This is a genomic window from Pelotomaculum terephthalicicum JT (assembly GCF_022410535.1).
In the GTDB taxonomy this organism is placed as follows: Bacteria; Bacillota; Desulfotomaculia; order Desulfotomaculales; family Pelotomaculaceae; genus Pelotomaculum_D; species Pelotomaculum_D terephthalicicum.
This window is the reverse complement of the sequence record NZ_JAKNBL010000004.1, coordinates 136,865-155,041: the sequence shown is the minus strand read 5'-3', so window position 1 is coordinate 155,041 and position 18,177 is coordinate 136,865. Positions and strand designations below refer to the sequence as shown.

At 50.6% G+C, this 18,177-nt stretch carries 13 protein-coding genes; 12 read left to right on the top strand and 1 reads right to left on the bottom strand.

The window, feature by feature from the left end:
- Positions 1–10: 10 nt before the first annotated feature.
- The 12 genes from ilvB to L9W92_RS05035 all read left to right on the top strand — a co-directional run bounded on the left by ilvB (position 11) and on the right by L9W92_RS05035 (position 15,975).
- The gene (ilvB, locus tag L9W92_RS05090) at positions 11–1,672 is read left to right on the top strand and encodes a biosynthetic-type acetolactate synthase large subunit (RefSeq protein ID WP_240082667.1); all 1,662 of its coding nucleotides are present in this window, start codon (positions 11–13) and stop codon (positions 1,670–1,672) included.
- Between the two features lie 25 nt (positions 1,673–1,697).
- Positions 1,698–3,236 carry a 2-isopropylmalate synthase gene (locus L9W92_RS05085; RefSeq protein WP_240082666.1) on the top strand — a complete coding sequence of 513 codons (1,539 nt, stop codon included), beginning with the start codon at positions 1,698–1,700 and terminating at the stop codon, positions 3,234–3,236.
- 124 nt (positions 3,237–3,360) lie between these two features.
- Positions 3,361–4,623: a 3-isopropylmalate dehydratase large subunit gene (gene leuC / locus L9W92_RS05080; protein WP_240082665.1), complete on the top strand. Its 1,263-nt coding sequence runs from the start codon at positions 3,361–3,363 to the stop codon at positions 4,621–4,623.
- Positions 4,624–5,115, top strand: a complete 492-nt coding sequence (leuD, locus tag L9W92_RS05075) for a 3-isopropylmalate dehydratase small subunit (RefSeq protein WP_240082664.1) — start codon at positions 4,624–4,626, stop codon at positions 5,113–5,115.
- A 2-nt stretch (positions 5,116–5,117) separates the two neighbouring features.
- Positions 5,118–6,197, top strand: a complete 1,080-nt coding sequence (gene leuB, locus L9W92_RS05070; RefSeq protein ID WP_240082663.1) for a 3-isopropylmalate dehydrogenase — start codon at positions 5,118–5,120, stop codon at positions 6,195–6,197.
- A 13-nt stretch (positions 6,198–6,210) separates the two neighbouring features.
- The gene (cimA, locus tag L9W92_RS05065; RefSeq protein WP_240082662.1) at positions 6,211–7,791 is read left to right on the top strand and encodes a citramalate synthase; all 1,581 of its coding nucleotides are present in this window, start codon (positions 6,211–6,213) and stop codon (positions 7,789–7,791) included.
- A 128-nt stretch (positions 7,792–7,919) separates the two neighbouring features.
- Positions 7,920–8,762 (top strand): diadenylate cyclase CdaA, encoded by an 843-nt coding sequence (gene cdaA / locus L9W92_RS05060; protein WP_240082661.1) that lies wholly within the window; start codon positions 7,920–7,922, stop codon positions 8,760–8,762.
- A gap of 2 nt (positions 8,763–8,764) precedes the next feature.
- Positions 8,765–9,721, top strand: coding sequence for a CdaR family protein (locus L9W92_RS05055; RefSeq protein ID WP_240082660.1), 957 nt, complete (start codon positions 8,765–8,767; stop codon positions 9,719–9,721).
- Between the two features lie 136 nt (positions 9,722–9,857).
- Entirely contained in the window at positions 9,858–11,195 is a 1,338-nt protein-coding gene (glmM, locus tag L9W92_RS05050) for a phosphoglucosamine mutase (protein WP_240082659.1), read from the top strand.
- 382 nt (positions 11,196–11,577) lie between these two features.
- A complete protein-coding gene (gene glmS, locus L9W92_RS05045; protein WP_240082658.1) occupies positions 11,578–13,407 on the top strand; it encodes a glutamine--fructose-6-phosphate transaminase (isomerizing) in 1,830 nt (609 codons plus the stop codon).
- 243 nt (positions 13,408–13,650) lie between these two features.
- Entirely contained in the window at positions 13,651–14,025 is a 375-nt protein-coding gene (locus L9W92_RS05040; RefSeq protein WP_240082657.1) for a TnsD family Tn7-like transposition protein, read from the top strand.
- A gap of 297 nt (positions 14,026–14,322) precedes the next feature.
- A complete protein-coding gene (locus L9W92_RS05035) occupies positions 14,323–15,975 on the top strand; it encodes a Shedu anti-phage system protein SduA domain-containing protein (protein WP_240082656.1) in 1,653 nt (550 codons plus the stop codon).
- 342 nt (positions 15,976–16,317) lie between these two features.
- Here the strand turns inward: L9W92_RS05035 and L9W92_RS05030 are convergent, their stop codons facing one another.
- The gene (locus L9W92_RS05030; protein ID WP_240082655.1) at positions 16,318–18,066 is read right to left on the bottom strand and encodes an adenine deaminase C-terminal domain-containing protein; all 1,749 of its coding nucleotides are present in this window, start codon (positions 18,064–18,066) and stop codon (positions 16,318–16,320) included.
- Positions 18,067–18,177 lie beyond the last annotated feature (111 nt).

Below are 18,177 nucleotides of genomic sequence, written 5' to 3'. Positions count from 1 at the left end.
GGGAATGTGCTTGGAGATCACTGTTGCAGAAGCCCTTGTCCGATGTTTGGAACAAGAAAACGTAAATTTGATTTTCGGATACCCGGGGGGCGCTATCATCCCTGTCTATGACGCCTTATATAATTCTAACATTAAGCATGTGCTGACCCGCCATGAACAGGGTGCGATCCACGCGGCAGACGGTTATGCCAGGGTGACCGGAAAGGTCGGCGTGTGCCTGGCGACCTCGGGACCCGGCGCGACCAACCTGGTGACCGGCATTGCCAACGCCTACATGGATTCGGTGCCGATGGTCGTGATTACCGGCCAGGTGCCGGTCAGTCAAATTGGCACCGACGCCTTTCAGGAAGTTGATATCACTGGCATAACCATACCTGTTACCAAGCACAACTATTTAATCAAAGATCCGAAACAACTATCTCAGGTTGTCAGGAAGGCGTTTCATATCGCTGCGACAGGCCGGCCAGGTCCGGTGTTGATCGATTTGCCCAAGGATGTTGCTCAGGCTAAGATAAAGTTCACCTATCCCAGGAACATACACCTGCCTGGCTACAAGCCTACCTATAAAGGGCATCCGGCCATGATCAGCCAGGCCGGGAAAATTATTATGGAGTCCAAGCGCCCGGTAATCTATGCCGGCGGGGGGATTAGAATCTCCAATGCCGCGCCGGAATTGAAGGAATTGGCCGAGACCATCTCCGCGCCGGTAACGCACACGTTGATGGGATTGGGCTGTTTTCCCGGTGACCACCCTCTTTTCCTGGGGATGCTGGGCATGCACGGTACCCGGTACGCCAACCAGGCTGTTACTGAGTGCGATTGCCTGATTACCGTGGGCGCCCGGTTTGACGACCGCGTTGTCGCCAATATTGAAGGTTTTGCACCTGACGCCAAGATTATTCACATTGACATCGATCCGGCGGAAATTGGCAAAAACGTGCAGGCGGGTCTGCCTATTGTAGGAGACGTCAAGCAGGTCCTGGGAAAGCTCCTGCCGCTGTTGAAGAAAAGAAAAAACGCTGATTGGACGGCGCGGGTGCAGGCCTGGAAAAAGGAATACCCGCTTGATTACATTAAGGACGGTGCGCTAAAGCCGCAGTTCGTTATTGAAAAGCTGTATGAATCAACAGGCGGCGATGCAATCGTGGTTACCGATGTCGGGCAGCACCAGATGTGGACCGCCCAGTATTACAAGTTTAAAGAGCCGCGCAGTTTTATCTCTTCCGGCGGTTTGGGTACGATGGGATTTGGCCTGCCGGCGGCAATTGGGGCGCAAATGGGCGCTTCCGGCCAAAGAGTTGTGCTGATCACCGGTGACGGCAGTATTCAAATGACGCTGCAAGAGCTCGCCACCGCAATGGAGCAGGGACTGCCCTTGAAGATTTTTGTCATGAACAACAGGCAGTTGGGTATGGTCCGCCAGCAGCAGGAATATTATTGCGATAAGCGTTATATGGCCGTAGACTTCCAGTTTGACTTGGACTTTGCGGCGCTTGCCGGGGTTTACGGCATGGCGGGGTATACTGTTAAAACACCGGAGCAGCTGGTTGACATGCTGCCGGCAGTGCTGGCTTCCCCCGGGCCGGTTATGGTGAATTGTCTGATTAGTGGTAAAGAAAACGTACTACCCATGGTATTGGCGGGATCAAATATTAATGAAGCGATAGATTAACAGGATAATATATTTGGAGGAAATCATGAGCCAGCGTGTTTATCTTTTTGACACCACTTTACGGGACGGCGAGCAGTCGCCCGGCGCAAGCCTGAATGTGGATGAGAAAATGCAGATAGCCAGGCAACTGGCCAAGCTGGGAGTAGATATCATTGAAGCAGGTTTTCCAATATCTTCACCCGGCGACTTTGAGGCCGTCAGCGCCATTGCCCGTGAGGTCAAGGGTATGACTGTGGCCGGGCTGGCTAGGACTCATTTTGAGGATATCGACCGGGCCTGGGAGGCGGTGCGTCATGCTGAGCAGGCGCGTATCCACACTTTTATTTCTACTTCGGATATTCATCTGGAGCACCAGCTGCGGATGACCAGGGAGCAGGTGCTGGAAGCGGCGGTTGCGGCGGTTAAACGGGCCAAGTCTTACACGGCCGACGTTGAATTTTCCACGATGGACGCTTCGCGCTCTGATTTGGACTATTTGTGCCAGGTTCTGGCGGCTGCCATCAAAGCGGGAGCCACAGTGGTGAACATACCGGATACAGTTGGTTACGCCGTCCCGGAGGAATGGGGAAAATTTATCGATACCATTTGCCATAGGGTTGAAGGTATTGAGAAAGTTATAGTCAGTGTGCACTGCCACAACGACCTCGGCCTCGCCGTGGCCAACTCGCTGGCCGCGGTGATAAACGGGGCCCGTCAGGTGGAGGGCACCATTAACGGGATCGGAGAACGGGCGGGCAATGCCGCCCTTGAAGAACTGGTGATGACCCTTCGTACCCGCAAGGACCTGTTCAGCCTTTACACCGGCGTCCACACCGAGGAAATTTACCGCACCAGCAGGCTGGTAAGCAATCTGACCGGGATGAAGGTCCAGGCCAATAAGGCGGTGGTGGGCAAAAACGCCTTCGCCCACGAGTCGGGTATTCACCAGGACGGAGTGATCAAAGAGCGTACTACCTATGAGATTATGAGCCCGGCGATGGTCGGAATCAGCAAGAGCAACCTGGTGCTGGGAAAGCTGTCCGGGCGCCACGCTTTCCGTCAGAGACTGGAAGAGCTAGGCTACAACCTTTCCGGTGAGGAATTGAAGAATGCCTTTGCCCGTTTTAAAAAACTGGCCGACAAGAAAAGGGATATTACCAATGATGACCTGGAAGCCATTATAGAGGAAGAAATACGTAAAGCGCCACATACTTACACGCTTAATTACCTGCATATTTCCAGTGGCACTACTGTAGTGCCCACCGCCACGGTAGTGCTGCAGCGGGACGGCCAGCGGCTGGAAGAGGCCGCTTGCGGCAATGGCCCGGTTGACGCGATTTGTAAAGCAGTGGATAAAATCACCGGCATGAGCTGCACGATGGTCAACTGGGGAATTAACGCCATCACCGCCGGTAAAGACGCGTTGGGTGATGTTACCTTGAAAATTACCGCGGACGGGCAAAAGGTTTACATCGGCCGGGGTATCAGCACCGATATCCTTGACGCCAGCGCCAAGGCCTATGTCAACGCTGTCAACAAACTGGTCTGGGACAGCAGGCTGGTTGAAAATATAGCACAAAAATAGATTAGGAGTCAGAATTCAGGAGTCAGAATAAAAGATTGGTTAATCGTTTAATAATATTCTGACTACTGACTCCTGACTACTAACTACTAACTACTGAATATTAAAGCAAGCGGGGTGAATCTATATGCCGATGACCATTACCGAAAAAATCCTGGCGGCGCACGCCGGCAAGGAGCAGGTAGTACCCGGGGAACTAATCAACGCCCGCGTGGATTTTGTGCTGGGCAACGATATTACGGCACCGGTGGCCATCAAAGAATTTGAAAAAATAGGTGTGAACGATGTGTTTGACCGGGAGCGGATTGCCTTGGTTCCCGACCACTTCACTCCGAACAAGGACATCAAGTCGGCGGAACAGGCCAAACTTCTCAAGGAATTCTCCCGGAAGCACGGCCTGGTTAATTATTTCGAAGTCGGGCGCATGGGCATCGAACACTGTCTCTTGCCCGAGCAAGGCCTGGTGGGGCCGGGCGATCTGATCATCGGGGCGGACTCGCATACCTGCACCTACGGAGCGCTGGGCGCTTTTTCCACCGGCGTGGGCAGTACCGACCTGGCCGCCGCCATGGCGCTCGGGGAAACCTGGCTGAAAGTGCCCGAGTCCATTAAGTTTGAATTTGCCGGCAAGCTCCAGCCTTGGGTCGGCGGCAAGGACCTGATCCTCCACACTATCGGCGATATCGGGGTTGACGGAGCGCTCTACCAGGCGATGGAATTTACCGGGCCGGCTATTGAAAGCCTGTCCATGGACGGGCGCCTCACCATGTGTAACATGGCTATTGAGGCCGGGGGCAAAAACGGCATCATCGTGCCTGATGAGATTACCCGGACTTACGTTGAAGGCCGCTGCAAGCGTCCGTACCAGTTTTACCAAAGCGATCCGGACGCCAAGTACGAGAAGATTTATCACTATGACGCCTCCCTGATCGAACCCCAGGTGGCTTTCCCGCACCTGCCGGAGAACAGCCGGCCGGTGAGCGAAGCGGGCAGCGTGGAAATCGACCAGGTAGTCATCGGCTCCTGCACCAATGGGCGGATGGAAGACCTGAGGGAAGCGGCCAGATTGCTGAAGGGCAAGAAAGTCCATAAAAACGTGCGGCTGGTTGTCTTTCCCGGCACTCAGGAGATTTACCTGCAGGCTATGCGGGAAGGGCTGTTTGAGATATTCGTGAAGGCCGGCGGGGCGGTGAGCACGCCCACCTGCGGGCCCTGCCTGGGCGGACATATGGGTATCCTGGCCAAAGGAGAGCGCGCTATCGCCACCACCAACCGGAATTTTGTCGGACGGATGGGCGACCCTGAAAGTGAAGTCTATCTCGCCAACCCGGCGGTGGCCGCCGCGTCAGCCATATTGGGCCGCATCGCCGGACCAGGGGAGGTGGAGTAAATGGAACTGCAAGGCAAAACCTGGAAGTTTGGTTCGGATGTAGACACTGATGCCATCATTCCGGCCAGGTATTTGAACACTTCGGACCCGGCTGAACTGGCCAGACACTGTATGGAGGACGCCGATCCGGCTTTTCCCGATAAAGTAAAGCCGGGCGATATGATTATTGCGGGCAAGAATTTCGGCTGCGGGAGTTCGCGCGAGCATGCTCCCATTGCCATTAAAGCCGCCGGTGTGTCTTGTGTAATTGCGAAAACCTTCGCCCGAATTTTTTACCGCAACGCTTTTAATATCGGCCTGCCTATCTTTGAGGCGCCTGAAGCCGCCGAAGATATTAAAGAGGGCGATGAAGTGACGGTAGACACCGGTTCTGGGGTTATTACCAACAAGACCACGGGCAAGACCTATCAGGCCACGCCGGTGCCGCCTTTTATGCAGCAGATCATCGCGGCGGGCGGGTTGATCAATTATGTGTCAGAAAGGATGAAATAACCTTGTACAAAATAGGCGTACTGCCCGGCGATGGCATTGGTCCCGAAATCACCGTCCAGGCTGTCAGGGTGCTGGAAGCGGTGGGCCGCCGCTACGGGCACGATTTTAAGTTTACCGAAGGGTTGATCGGCGGGGCTGCTTATGACGCGGTGGGGCATCCGCTGCCGCCCGAAACGCTGGATTTGTGCCATAACAGCGACGCTGTTCTCCTGGGGGCCGTCGGCGGGTCCAAATGGGACGACTTGCCTGCGCACCTGCGCCCGGAAGTGGGGGCGTTGCTGCCTTTGCGCAAAGAGCTTGGTCTTTACGCCAACCTGCGCCCGACCAAAGTGTTCCCGGCCTTGATTAACGCTTCTACTTTAAAGCCCGAGGTTGTCTCTGGCCTGGATATCTTGGTGGTCAGGGAACTGACGGGCGGCCTGTATTTCGGCAAGAAATCGAAAGAGCCGATGGAAGGCGGCGGTTACCGGGTGATCGACACCCTGGAATACACCACCCCGGAAATAGAGCGGATTGCCCGCTTGGCTTTCCAGATGGCCAGAAAGCGGCGTAATAAAGTAACCTCCGTTGATAAAGCCAACGTGCTGGAAAGCTCCCGCTACTGGCGGGAAGTCGTGACAGCCATCGGCACGGAATATCCCGATGTGGAGCTGGAGCATTACTACGTCGACAACTGCGCCATGCAGCTGGTGAAGAACCCCAGGCAGTTTGACGTCGTGGTTACTGAAAACATGTTTGGAGATATCCTGAGCGACCAGGCCTCGATGCTTTCCGGCTCATTGGGAATGCTGGCCTCGGCGAGCATCGGCGGTGAAATTGGCCTTTACGAGCCCAGCCACGGCTCCGCGCCGAAATATACCGGCATGCAGCGCGCTAACCCCATTGCCACCATTTTGTCCGGCGCCATGCTCCTGCGCTTTTCATTAAATCTGGCGGAAGAGGCCGATTGTATCGATCGCGCTGTCACAAAAGTGCTGGATCTGGGCTACCGGACGGCAGACTTGATGGAAGAAGGTAAAGAACTGGTGAATACCATCCAAATGGGGGACCGCATTATTGAGCAGATTGAGTCCGGAGTTTAAATGAGGTGACGTAATGCATCCCGTGCAAATTTACGATACCACGCTCCGTGATGGAGCCCAGTCGGAAGGAATTTCTTTTTCTTGTGAGGACAAAATTAAAATCGCCCAATACCTGGATGAAATGGGTTTTCACTATATAGAAGGGGGCTGGCCCGGCTCAAATCCCAAAGACCTTGATTTTTTTCACAGGATTCGCGGGTATACTATGAAACGGGCTAAAATAGCCGCCTTCGGCTCAACTCGCAGGCCGTCGATAGCGGTGGAAGACGACCCGAGTGTCAAGTCAATTCTCGACGCGCAAGTATCGGTAGCGACAATTGTCGGGAAGAGCTGGGACTTTCATGTGCGCCAGGCGCTGGGCACCACGCTTGAAGAGAACCTGGCGATGATCCGTGAAACCGTGGCCTACCTGAAAAGCTGCGGCATGGAAGTAGTCTATGACGCCGAGCATTTTTTTGACGGATATAAAGCCAACGCCGCTTATGCCTTGGAAACGGTCAAAGCCGCCGAAGAAGGCGGGGCTTCGACAGTGGTGTTATGCGACACCAACGGGGGCAGCTTGCCCATGGAGATTATGGAGTTGGTCCAGGTGGCCCGGAACCGGTTGAGTGTTCCTCTCGGCATTCACGCGCATAATGACGGTGAAATGGCGGTGGCCAATTCGCTGATGGCGGTGCGGGCCGGGGCGGTACAGGTGCAGGGTACGGTCAACGGTTACGGTGAAAGGTGCGGCAACGCCAACCTGTGCTCGCTTATTCCCAACCTGACGCTAAAATGCGGCATTGAAACCATTTCCCGCAAGAAGTTGGCCCGCCTGACCGAGATGTCCCATTTCGTCAGTGAAGTGGCCAACGTCAGCCCTGATCCGCACAGGCCGTATGTCGGGGTAAGCGCTTTCGCCCACAAGGGCGGCGTGCATGTCAGCGCGCTTCTGAAAGATTACAAAACGTATGAGCATATTGAGCCCGGGTTGGTGGGCAATCAGCGCCGGGTGCTGGTTTCCGAGCTTTCCGGCATGTCCAATTTGCTCTATAAATATAAAGAACTGAATCTCCAGGTGGATCGGCAAAGCCAGGAAGGAAGGCGTATTTTAGAGGAAATAAAACAGATGGAAAACCAGGGCTTTCAGTTCGAGGGAGCGGAAGGATCATTTGTCATCCTGCTGCGCAAAGCTTTTAACGGGTATCATGAGCCTTTTTCCCTGGAGGCCTTGCGCCTGATCACGGAAATAAGGGAAAACAACCCTGCTTACTCTGAAGCGATTATTAAAATGAAAATAGGCGACCGGGTGGTGCACACCGCCGCCGAAGGAAACGGTCCGGTGAATGCCCTCGACAATGCCCTGCGCAAGGCTCTCGAAGAGGTTTACCCGGAGATCAGGTCGATGCATCTTTCCGACTACAAGGTCCGTGTGCTTGATGAAAAGGACGGCACCGGGGCAACGGTGCGAGTCCATATTGAAACCAGCAACGGCAAGCGTTCCTGGGGCACGGTGGGTGTTTCCCAGAACATTATTGAAGCCAGCTGGCAGGCGCTGGTCGACAGTGTCGCTTACGGCCTGCTGGAAGACGATAACCATGACACTCCGGCTTAACAGGCCGGAGATATGTTTTTTTACTGTTAGGAGTCAGAATTTAAAATTCTTCGGATAAACAAGAACGGACAAAAGAATTGTTCCCTTATCTGTTTTAATATCTAGGGGGACGGAAGGCGGTAGTACCGGTGGAGCAGTATTGGCTTCCTAGCCTTGACTATCTCAAGACAATACTCAAATTCAACTTGAGCAGTATTATTGATATATTAATCGTAGCCTTTGTGGTATATAAGCTGATGCTTTTGATTAAAGGAACCAGGGCGGTCCAGTTAATCAAGGGGCTGGCCGTTTTGCTGATTGCCACCGCCCTTTCTAGTATGCTGAATCTTGATACCATGAACTGGCTTTTGCGGCAGGCCATGACCGCGCTGGTAGTGGCCTTGCCGGTGGTGTTCCAGCCCGAACTGAGAAGAGCGCTGGAGAAGCTTGGCCGGGGAAGACTCTTTAATTACACTCAGCTGACTCCGCTTGTGCCGGCTGAAGTCGGGCAGGTTAAGGTAATTACCGAGATCACCAGGGCTGCCATGATCCTGTCTAAAAACAAGATCGGGGCGCTGATAGTTATTGAAAAGGAAACCGGCCTCGGGGAGCATATTGACACCGGTTCGAAAATCGACGGGCTTGTATCGGCGGAGTTCCTGGTTAATATTTTTATACCGAAAACTCCCCTCCACGACGGAGCAGTGATCATCCGGGGCAACAGAGTCGCCGCTGCGGCCTGCTTTTTGCCTCTCAGCGAAAACCCTTACCTCATCAGCAGTTTAGGCACCAGGCACCGGGCCGGAATCGGCATCAGCGAGCATTCCGACGCGGTAGCTGTGATTATTTCTGAAGAAACCGGCGCCATTTCGGTCGCGGTGGAAGGCATGCTCAACAGGCATTTAGATGAATCAGGCCTGCAGGAAAAGCTCACCTCGCATTTAAAAAGCCGGCCAGGTAATTCCTTATCGTCGCTCTGGCACAGGAGGTAACAATGGTTATAGACTGGCAGCGTAATTCGATAAAGATCCTTTCTGTTTTTCTCGCTGTTATTCTGTGGATATACGTCAGCAGTGAACAGAATCCTACCGCGGAAAAGGAAATCAATGTGAGCCTGGAAAATGTCGGTCTTGCTCAGAATTATCTAATTACCGGCGGGCTGCCTGAGAGTGTCAGGGTTAAAGTGCGCGGGAACAAGACCCAATTGGCCAATCTCGCTGCCGGGGAATTCCGGGCGCTGGTCAGCATACCTGAAGGGGAGACCGGCGAAGTCACCGTGCCGGTCCAGGTAAGTTCTCCACCGGGTCTCCGGGTGGTGCAGGTCTATCCGAATGAGGTCAGCGTGTCAATCGACTCGTTGGTGGAAAAAGTGATCCCGGTCGCTGTCAGCCTGCGGGGAAAACCGCCGCAAGGGTATACTGCGCAGACACCGCAATGCCAGCCTGGTACGGTAACCGCCAAAGGGCCAAGCAAGGCCGTGAGTGAGGTTAGTCAAGCTGCTGCGGTTGTAGACGTCCAGTCCGCCACCCAGGATATTGATCTGACTCTTACGGTTACCACGGGCAATTCGAGCGTTTCCTTAAGTCCTGCAATGGTGCGGGTGGTGGTGCCAATCACCGGCGCCGCGTTGCCTAAAACTGTACCTGTGCAGCCTCAGGTGACCGGTGCCCCCGCCAGCGGCTTCGCAGTGACGCAAATTATTTCCGAGCCGGCTGCAGTGCAGATATCCGGGCCGGCGGAAGCAATCGGCGATGTGACTGAGGTAAAAACGAAGCCTGTGGATATTCGCGGCATAGATAATAACCTTGTCAAAGAAATAGACCTGATACCCGTTCCGGGTGCCGCCGCTATTTATCCCGACAGGGTGAAAGTACAAGTGATTATCAAAAAAACAGAAACACAGCCGGAACAGCCGCCAGGCAACGGCGGTGCTGAGCAGCAAAGGCAGTAAACTGCCTTCCCGGTGATTAACCGAACAGTGTCAGTTATCATAAAATATATTATTAATAGATATGTGGAAATTGACAATACAGGGTCGCATAGGTATAATAAGTTGTGTTTTTTTACATTGGGAAGGAGACCATTCCATGGGGAAGATGTTTGGGACTGACGGGGTTAGAGGGGTGGCCAACCGCAAGCTTTCCCCTGAACTGGCTTTCAAGCTCGGCCGGGCGGGGGCGCATGTTTTAGCCCGTGATAGTGCCAGCAACCGTATGGTAATTGGTAAAGACACCCGCATTTCCGGTGATATGCTGGAAGCTGCCCTGGTCGCGGGCATTTGCTCCGCCGGGGTTGATGTGATAAAGCTGGGGGTGATGCCGACTCCCGCCATAGCTTACCTGACCCGTGATTTAAAAGCAGCGGGCGGAGTAGTTATTTCCGCTTCACATAATCCGGTTGAAGACAACGGGATCAAGTTTTTCAGCGCCAGCGGCTACAAACTGCCGGACGAGACCGAGGCAGAAATTGAAGCGCTGGTCGAGGTGGGGTGTGCCAATGTTCCTTGCCCCACGGGCGGTGATGTCGGACGGTCGCGGCAATTGGACGACGCGGCCGACCGTTACGTTGAATTTGCCAAAGATGCTTTCAGCATCAACCTCAAGGGTTTGAGAATCGTGGTGGACTGCGCCAACGGGGCTGCTTTTCAGGTGGCTCCCCGGGTTTTCAGAGAATTAGGCGCGGCAGTACATCCTATTTTTAATAAACCGGACGGGATTAACATCAATGACGGGTGCGGTTCTACTCACCCGGAAGTCTTAATGAACGCTGTCGTGTCAACCGGCGCCGACCTGGGACTGGCGCACGACGGTGACGCTGACCGGGTGCTGGCGGTGGACGCCAAGGGCAGACTGGTCGACGGCGACCAAATGATGGTAATTTGTGCCCGCCATTTGCAGGAAAAAGGTATGCTCGCGGAGAATACTGTTGTGGTAACGGTTATGAGCAATCTCGGGCTGCACCTGGCGCTGCGGGATTCCGGGATCAGAGTGGTGGAAACCAAGGTTGGGGACCGCTATGTCCTGGAAGAACTGCTGCGCACCGGCGCGCGCTTTGGGGGAGAGCAGTCCGGCCATATCATCTCTTTAGACCATAATACGACAGGCGACGGTATCCTTACCGCGCTGCATCTCTTGACGGTGATGACGGAGAGCGGAAGGCCGCTGGATGAACTGGCGTCCCAGATGGAGCAGTTGCCCCAGCTGCTTGAAAATGTGCAGGTTGAAGATAAGTCGCTGGTGATGAACAGTACTGTTCTGGCCGGGACTGTCAACGAACTTGAACAGGAACTTGGCGGCAAGGGACGCATCCTGGTCCGTCCGTCCGGTACCGAACCTCTGGTGCGGGTAATGGCCGAGGGCAGGGATATGCAGCAGCTGAAAAATATTGTGGGCAGGCTGGTGAACTTAATAGTAGAATTAAAATAACTGGTTAATGGAGGTGATTATCAGCAAAGCATATATATTTTTTTATAGGACAATTTAATTGTAAGCGCCAGAACCCTGCTCGAATTTCGAAAACAGCGTTGGAAATTCGAGTCTTGAAGAATTAGGTTTCAGGTTATTTTTCAGGGTTGACGAGGAGGGGGTTAATCGAGACCTTCGGCGGGTTCCCCCCGGTCCGGCCGGACCGTCAAAGGCATTACAAAACCAGCGGGCAACCGTTGGGACAAAAATGCCGGCGGCCGAGAGAAGCAAAACCATTAAGGGTACAGTATTGTCTTCTAAAGCTGTAATCTAGTGCCGTGGCTTTGATCTGCCCGGCTTTTTTATTTGAGGTTATGTTAAAAATATACAGGAGGAGCAAATTATGTGTGGCATTGTCGGATATATCGGTCCGAAAGAGGCCGTTTCTATTTTAGTCGGCGGTTTGGAAAAGTTGGAGTACCGGGGTTATGATTCCGCCGGAGTGGCGATTCCCAGGGAAGAAGGCATTGAAGTTTTAAAAAAAGAAGGCAGACTAACCGTCCTGAAGGATAGGCTAAATGGACAAAGCTACGGTGCCCATGTAGGTATCGGCCACACCCGCTGGGCGACCCACGGGAAGCCTTCGGATGAAAACGCCCACCCCCACACGGATTGTACCGGAAAGTTCGCCGTGGTGCACAACGGCATCATTGAAAACTATCTTAGTCTTAAGGAGTGGCTCCAGTGGCAGGGGCACACCTTCCAATCCCAGACCGACACTGAGGTACTTCCTCATCTGATCGAGCACTTTTATGAAGGCGACCTGGTGGAAGCGGTGCTGAAAGCCGTGTCAAAGCTGGAAGGTTCTTACGCCATGGCGGTTGTTTCCTCGCATGAGCCTGATAGGCTGGTGGCCGTGCGCCAGGACAGCCCTCTTGTTATAGGACTGGGCGACGGGGAATATTTCCTGGCCTCCGATATTCCCGCCTTCTTGAAGCATACCCGCCGCACATATGTTCTTAATGACGGAGAAGTAGCCGTACTGGAGCCAGGCCGGATCAATATCATGGATAAAGAACGCAACCCTTTGCATAAAGATGTTTTTGAAGTGAATTGGGAAGCCAAGCAGGCCGAAAAGAGTGGCTACAACCATTTTATGCTGAAGGAAATCTTCGAGCAGCCGAAAGCCATCAGGGACACCATCCGCGGCCGTATCGCGGCGGACGACTCAGAAGTGGTTCTGGAAGAGTTCCAAATGACCCCGGAAGAAATCAGGGGCTTGAAAAAAATCTTCATTTCTGCCTGCGGCACCGCCTACCATGCCGGGATTGTCGGCAAATACGTTATTGAAAAGCTGGCGCGCATCCCCGTGGAGGTTGATATCGCTTCGGAATTTCGCTACCGCCACCCCATTATCGAACCGGGCACGCTGGTGATCATCATCAGCCAGTCCGGCGAAACCGCCGACACGCTGGCCGCGCTGCGGGAGGCCAGGCGGCAGGGAGCGCGAGTGGTTGCCGTGACCAACGTGGTAGGCAGCTCGGTGGCCAGGGAAGCCGACGATGTCATCTATACCTGGGCCGGACCTGAAATCGCCGTGGCGTCGACCAAGGCCTATACCACCCAGCTGCTTTCCATGTTCCTTCTGGCTTTGCGCCTGGCGACAGTGCGCGGTGAAATGAAGCCCGAAGAGGCTCAGGAAATAATACGTGAAATGAGGATGTTGGACAACAAGGCGCAGGCCATTCTTGACAACTCGGTGGAAATGCGGGAATACGCCGGGGAACTGGCGCGCAGCAAGTGCGTTTTCTTCCTGGGCCGGGGGCTGGACTACGCCGTGGCGATGGAAGGCTCCCTGAAGCTGAAAGAGATTTCATATATCCATGCCGAGGCCTATGCCGCCGGCGAGCTGAAGCACGGCACCCTGGCCCTGATCGAGGATGACGTGCCGGTAGTGGCCCTGACCACCCAGGATGATCTTTTCGATAAGATGGTCAGCAACATCCAGGAAGTCAACGCCCGCGGCGCCACCGTGCTGGCCCTCGCCACGGACGGACGCAAAGAAGTGGAGAAAGTGGCCGACAGAACCGCGTACATCCCCAATACCCACCCGGTCCTGGCCCCGGTTCTGGCCGTGATCCCCCTGCAGTTGCTCGCTTATCACACCGCGGTGGCGCGGGGGTGCGATGTTGATAAGCCGAGAAATCTGGCCAAGAGTGTAACGGTGGAATAAAGAAAAGTAAAATAAGTGTCCGTTTCACTAAAGTTTGAGAATGTAGCAAAATAGTTTAAGAATGGTTTCATTAAATTTTGAGAATGAGCTTAAAAATAAAGTAAAAGGTGCAGATTTCTCTGCTCCTTTTTACTTTCAAGCCTTATATTTTTCTTTTCTCTATATAGTGTGTATAACATTCTTTGCAAACCCAATCATTAGACGGTCATAAAACATGCACAGGGTCTTGGAGTTGCACACCTTTTGAATTCGAGTATAAAAATTTATATACCGAAAGGTAAGCAAGTAGAAGTAGACTATAGTGCAAATGCCGATGATATACGTAAATATATAAAAGAAAATCCGGGCTGCACGAGGAATGAAGTGCGAAAGCGTCTGTATCGCCAATATATGAGGCTTTATAAATACCAGCGTGAATTGCTCTACTCCATATTGCCTGAGAGAGTTAAGCAATTACCTGGAGGAATACAAAAAATTGACTGGAGTGCACGGGATATTGAAATCCTTGAAAGAGCGAAAATGGCGTATTCACGCCTGCTGTTTATGTCGGAACCTGTCCGTATCAGTTCCTCACGGCTTATGAAGAAATCGGATATCCATCACTTCGGTTTTGTATAGACAAGCTGCCTATGACAAAGCAGTATATTGAGGAGAATGTTGAGAGTGTTGAGGACTTTCAGCTCCGTCGAGTTGATTGTGTATGCCGTAAGTTAAATGACGAAAAGGTGATTTTTGAAAAATGGGAAGTCATGCGTATAACCGGGCTAAAAAAACTGTTTCAGACAGAGTTGTTGCAAGGATAGAAGAAAATATTTGAAAAACTCTGTGCCGTAAGGTGGTAATATAAGAGTAAAAAATGTATGCAGAAAAGAAAGAATCATAGGTCTATTCCACGGCTAATCGGAGATGATTGTTTTGAGTCAAAAGGACTATGTGCAGCGTATTCCTGAATATTTGAGTGAACACTTCAACAAAACATTGCTAGGTCGCCTTAAGCTCAAGCTTTGTAAGTATATAGGTGGTGATAATAAATGCTTGCCCAGTGATCAGTCGATAAGACACTTTATCATTGATCAATATCGCTCACGTGCAGAAGTTGGGAAGCTTTTCGGAGTACTCCTTGCTATAAAACGTTCCTTTCTGGGAAGATATAACCAACTCCGAGAGCCATCTGACCTATTACAGCTATTATTGGCACTAGAAGAGAATCCTCTAGAGGAAGCCTATTTCCTGGAGATAATCGGCTGCACAGAAACAATGCCCGAGACTCTTGGAGCTCTCGTCTATTGTGAAGAGCTTAGTGACGGAGGGTATGTATACACTGTGACATTAATAGATGAGGGAGGATTTCCGAATTTGTTGGCCGGACGCGCTGAAATCCGTGCTAATAAAGCTGCACCTGAGCCATTTTTTGGGTTACTTGGCCAAGAAGGTTATATACATTACGGCTTGAATGACTATCGAGATAACCCCGTTGCTGTTCTAATGACAAAGGTATTAAACTATATTGAACAAAACCGTCTGGAGAAATTTGTTCAGTTAACTGAATTAGGCAATTATCACCTCATTGAACAATTTGATACCACTCCTCCAATAGACAAAAGACTCGATGAGCTATTGAGGTTAGTGTTTTGTAATGAGTTACTATGTACCGAAGCAGAAATTGAGTTGTCCCTGGTTAAACCATACAGCCTAGATTTTTGCATCTCGTACCCTTTAGATGTAGTAGATGAGATTGCATTAAAAGCCAAAAGAGGTTCAACCAGCAGCCTTCTAGTGTATTGGTATAATAACTCATTTATAATGAGCGATGACTATGCCTATTATCTTGCGTATCGCAAACTTGGATATCAAAAGGTACCTGCTATTATAATAGGGCCTTACCCTAAGGAAGTTGTAAAACCCATAAGAATTGGCGGCACAGAGCTGGTTCCTCCTATCCTCATTTCGCGCAGTAGTGATTATAGTTCTCTTTCTTTAGAACTTCAAGATTATATTTTAGAACAACGCCTACAAGCAAAACCTTTATCTGACACAATAACCAATCTATATAGCTTATTTCTGTTTCTTGCTAAACTCATTCAAGCTCCCTACACAAAAGAGAAGCAGCTTCATAAATTTTTACTTAAAAATCCTATTGCCATAGACCCCTACAACCTACGTGTTAAAACGGAAGTCCGGTTGGGAAAAGTTTACCGTATAGATTTGGTAATTCAATATGAATTCACAGACAAGCGAGTTATGTTGATTGAGTTAGAAAGGGCTAATCTACCGATTTTTACAAAGAGGGGGAGGCTACGTGCGAAGGTTACGGACGCTATACAGCAAGTCGAAGATTGGTTGAGATGGTGGCGAGAAAACCCCTCTGAAATTCCCAAACCTTTGGATAGTTCTATGCCTGCTGAAGGCCTGGTTGTGATTGGCCGAAGTTTCAACATGGATGAGGATGCCAAACGCAGGTTGTTGAATCTAAATCACAATCGGAAGGTGAAAGCCATTACCTACGATGATTTACTTGATCGTCTTAGAAATCTAATAGGCGCTCTGGAGAGTACAGAGAGATCATAATGCAGTAAGGTTGCCTAATAGTGGGAAGGGATGTTTGTTTAGAACGCGGCATATCATTTACTTGTCACATCACCGATAGGCAAAAGATACAAGGCATTTCCCAACACCCGCAGTATAAGTGACTTGCTCAACCAACTCAATCCCTCTCCCCCAAAGTGACTTATTATATTTCTTATATAATTATCATAGAAAACATATATTAAAATTAATTAAAAGGTTATTATACAAGTTAAAAATTGCAAGCAGGTATTGGAGCACTCTTTTATTACCTGAACCATTAGACAACACATGATTTGATGCGGTGCATTTAAAATAATTTCTCTAATCTAAATATAAAGCATGTTATAATAATTTTTGGGTAGGTACAATGACTTGCTGCTTTTTTACATCAATAATTCCCGCAGCGGTAATCCTTAATCCGGGCAGGAAATCGCAAACCAAAAACAGCATAGTGTAGAAAAAGTCATTATAGTGGTAGCCACATTTCCTGACTTCGTCTTCTAAGTATTTCATTTCACTGACAATTGTTGCAAAAGAACGATCGCTTGCCATCCCACCGATTTTCAGTGGCATCCGAAATGATACCTGGCCATTTTTAACCAGCACAATTCCGCCGTTCATTTCGGTTACCTCTGAGGCAGCTAAAGCCATCGACGAACGATCCATTCCTAGCACCAGCAAGTTATATGAAGAATTGTAGGTTGAAGCAACTGCGTCCAGCTGACCGAGGCCGCTGACAAAGCCGTTTGTAACCCATTTGCCGAAACGGTCGATCAGAGTGCAATAAAGCAAATCATCCTCGCGTTCCAACAAACCATCACACTGCTTAAGCAAACGGTCCTGTCGTTTGGTGATAACGGTGGAAACGAAGTTAATAACCGGGAAGACCTTCTCACGAGCCGAAGGTACTCCGAACAAAGAAGTATTTTTTAAAAAATCCGCACGAGGCAATTCAGTACGAAAACCAATTTCTCCCCAGTCCGGTGCTGTGAGTGTTGCAGATAATTTCCCATCAATAGCCACTATCTTACCTTTAGAAAGAACCATATGCGGAATGAATTTTTCCAGATCAGGCAATAAAAGAATATCCGCTTGTCGACCAGGGGCAATTGACCCTAAATCTTTTTCCATCCCAAGGTATGTGGCTGCATTGATTGTAGACATTTGCAATGCCGTAACGGGATTTATTCCTGCTTTCACAGCTATGCGCAGCATTCCGTCGATAAGTCCTTCCCTGGCAATAAAACTGGGCCGCGAACCGTCAGTGGTAAATAACATCCGGTTAGTAGGCAAACGCATTTCTGTAATTGCCCGCAACAATTCAGGCAGGTCCGGCCGGAGGGAACTATGCCGCAGCATGGTCCAGAAGCCTAATCTTAACCTCTGGGCTACATCCTCAGCGGTAATCGATTCATGGCAAGATTCGGCACCTGCTGCGGCAATTACATTTAAATGATCATAAGAACACCCTGCGGTATGACCTTCAAAGCCCTTATGACGGGCACTAGCCAGGATTATCTTTTCTAATAGGGAATAATCCCCCTTAACTATTAGTGGCCAGCGGTTAATTTCACCTATTTTAATAATGCGCGGGTCGGAAAAAAGCTCCTCTAAATTAGCAATTGAAAAAATGTGTTCTTCATTTATGTCCGGCGACTGGTGTATTACCCTTGCCATCCAATAAATCCTAGCCGGCAAATTATCAAGTAAGTCCATCATTTTTAAAAAACCCTTTGTTCCTAGATATACAAAGAAAAAGAGGTTATCGTAAATGATTGTAGTAATCCCACGCAATAGAGAAGCTTCCGCCAGGTTGACCGGATTGTATATTTCCCATGGGTGACAATGCGGTTCTATCAATGCTGGACAGAGGTAGAATCCCCTGGCGTCAACAATCGTGGTGTTCGCACCTACCATTTTTTCACTTTTGCCAACGTAAGCAATTTTATCTTGCCATATTGCAGTATTGGCCAGATAAATTTCGCCGGACAGCACGTTTATTAATGAACCACCCTTAAGATAATAACTTGCCTCTTGTCTTCCTGCAGACACGTTTAATAATTCTTGAAAACCTTTTACTGTTGATGGCAAATTTTAACCACCTCCGTGCTGATCCATCTTTATAAGTTGGAATTGGTATCGAAATTATCATGGGCCGACTATTCTTTTAAAACTGGCTGTCCCATAAGCATTTCTATGTAG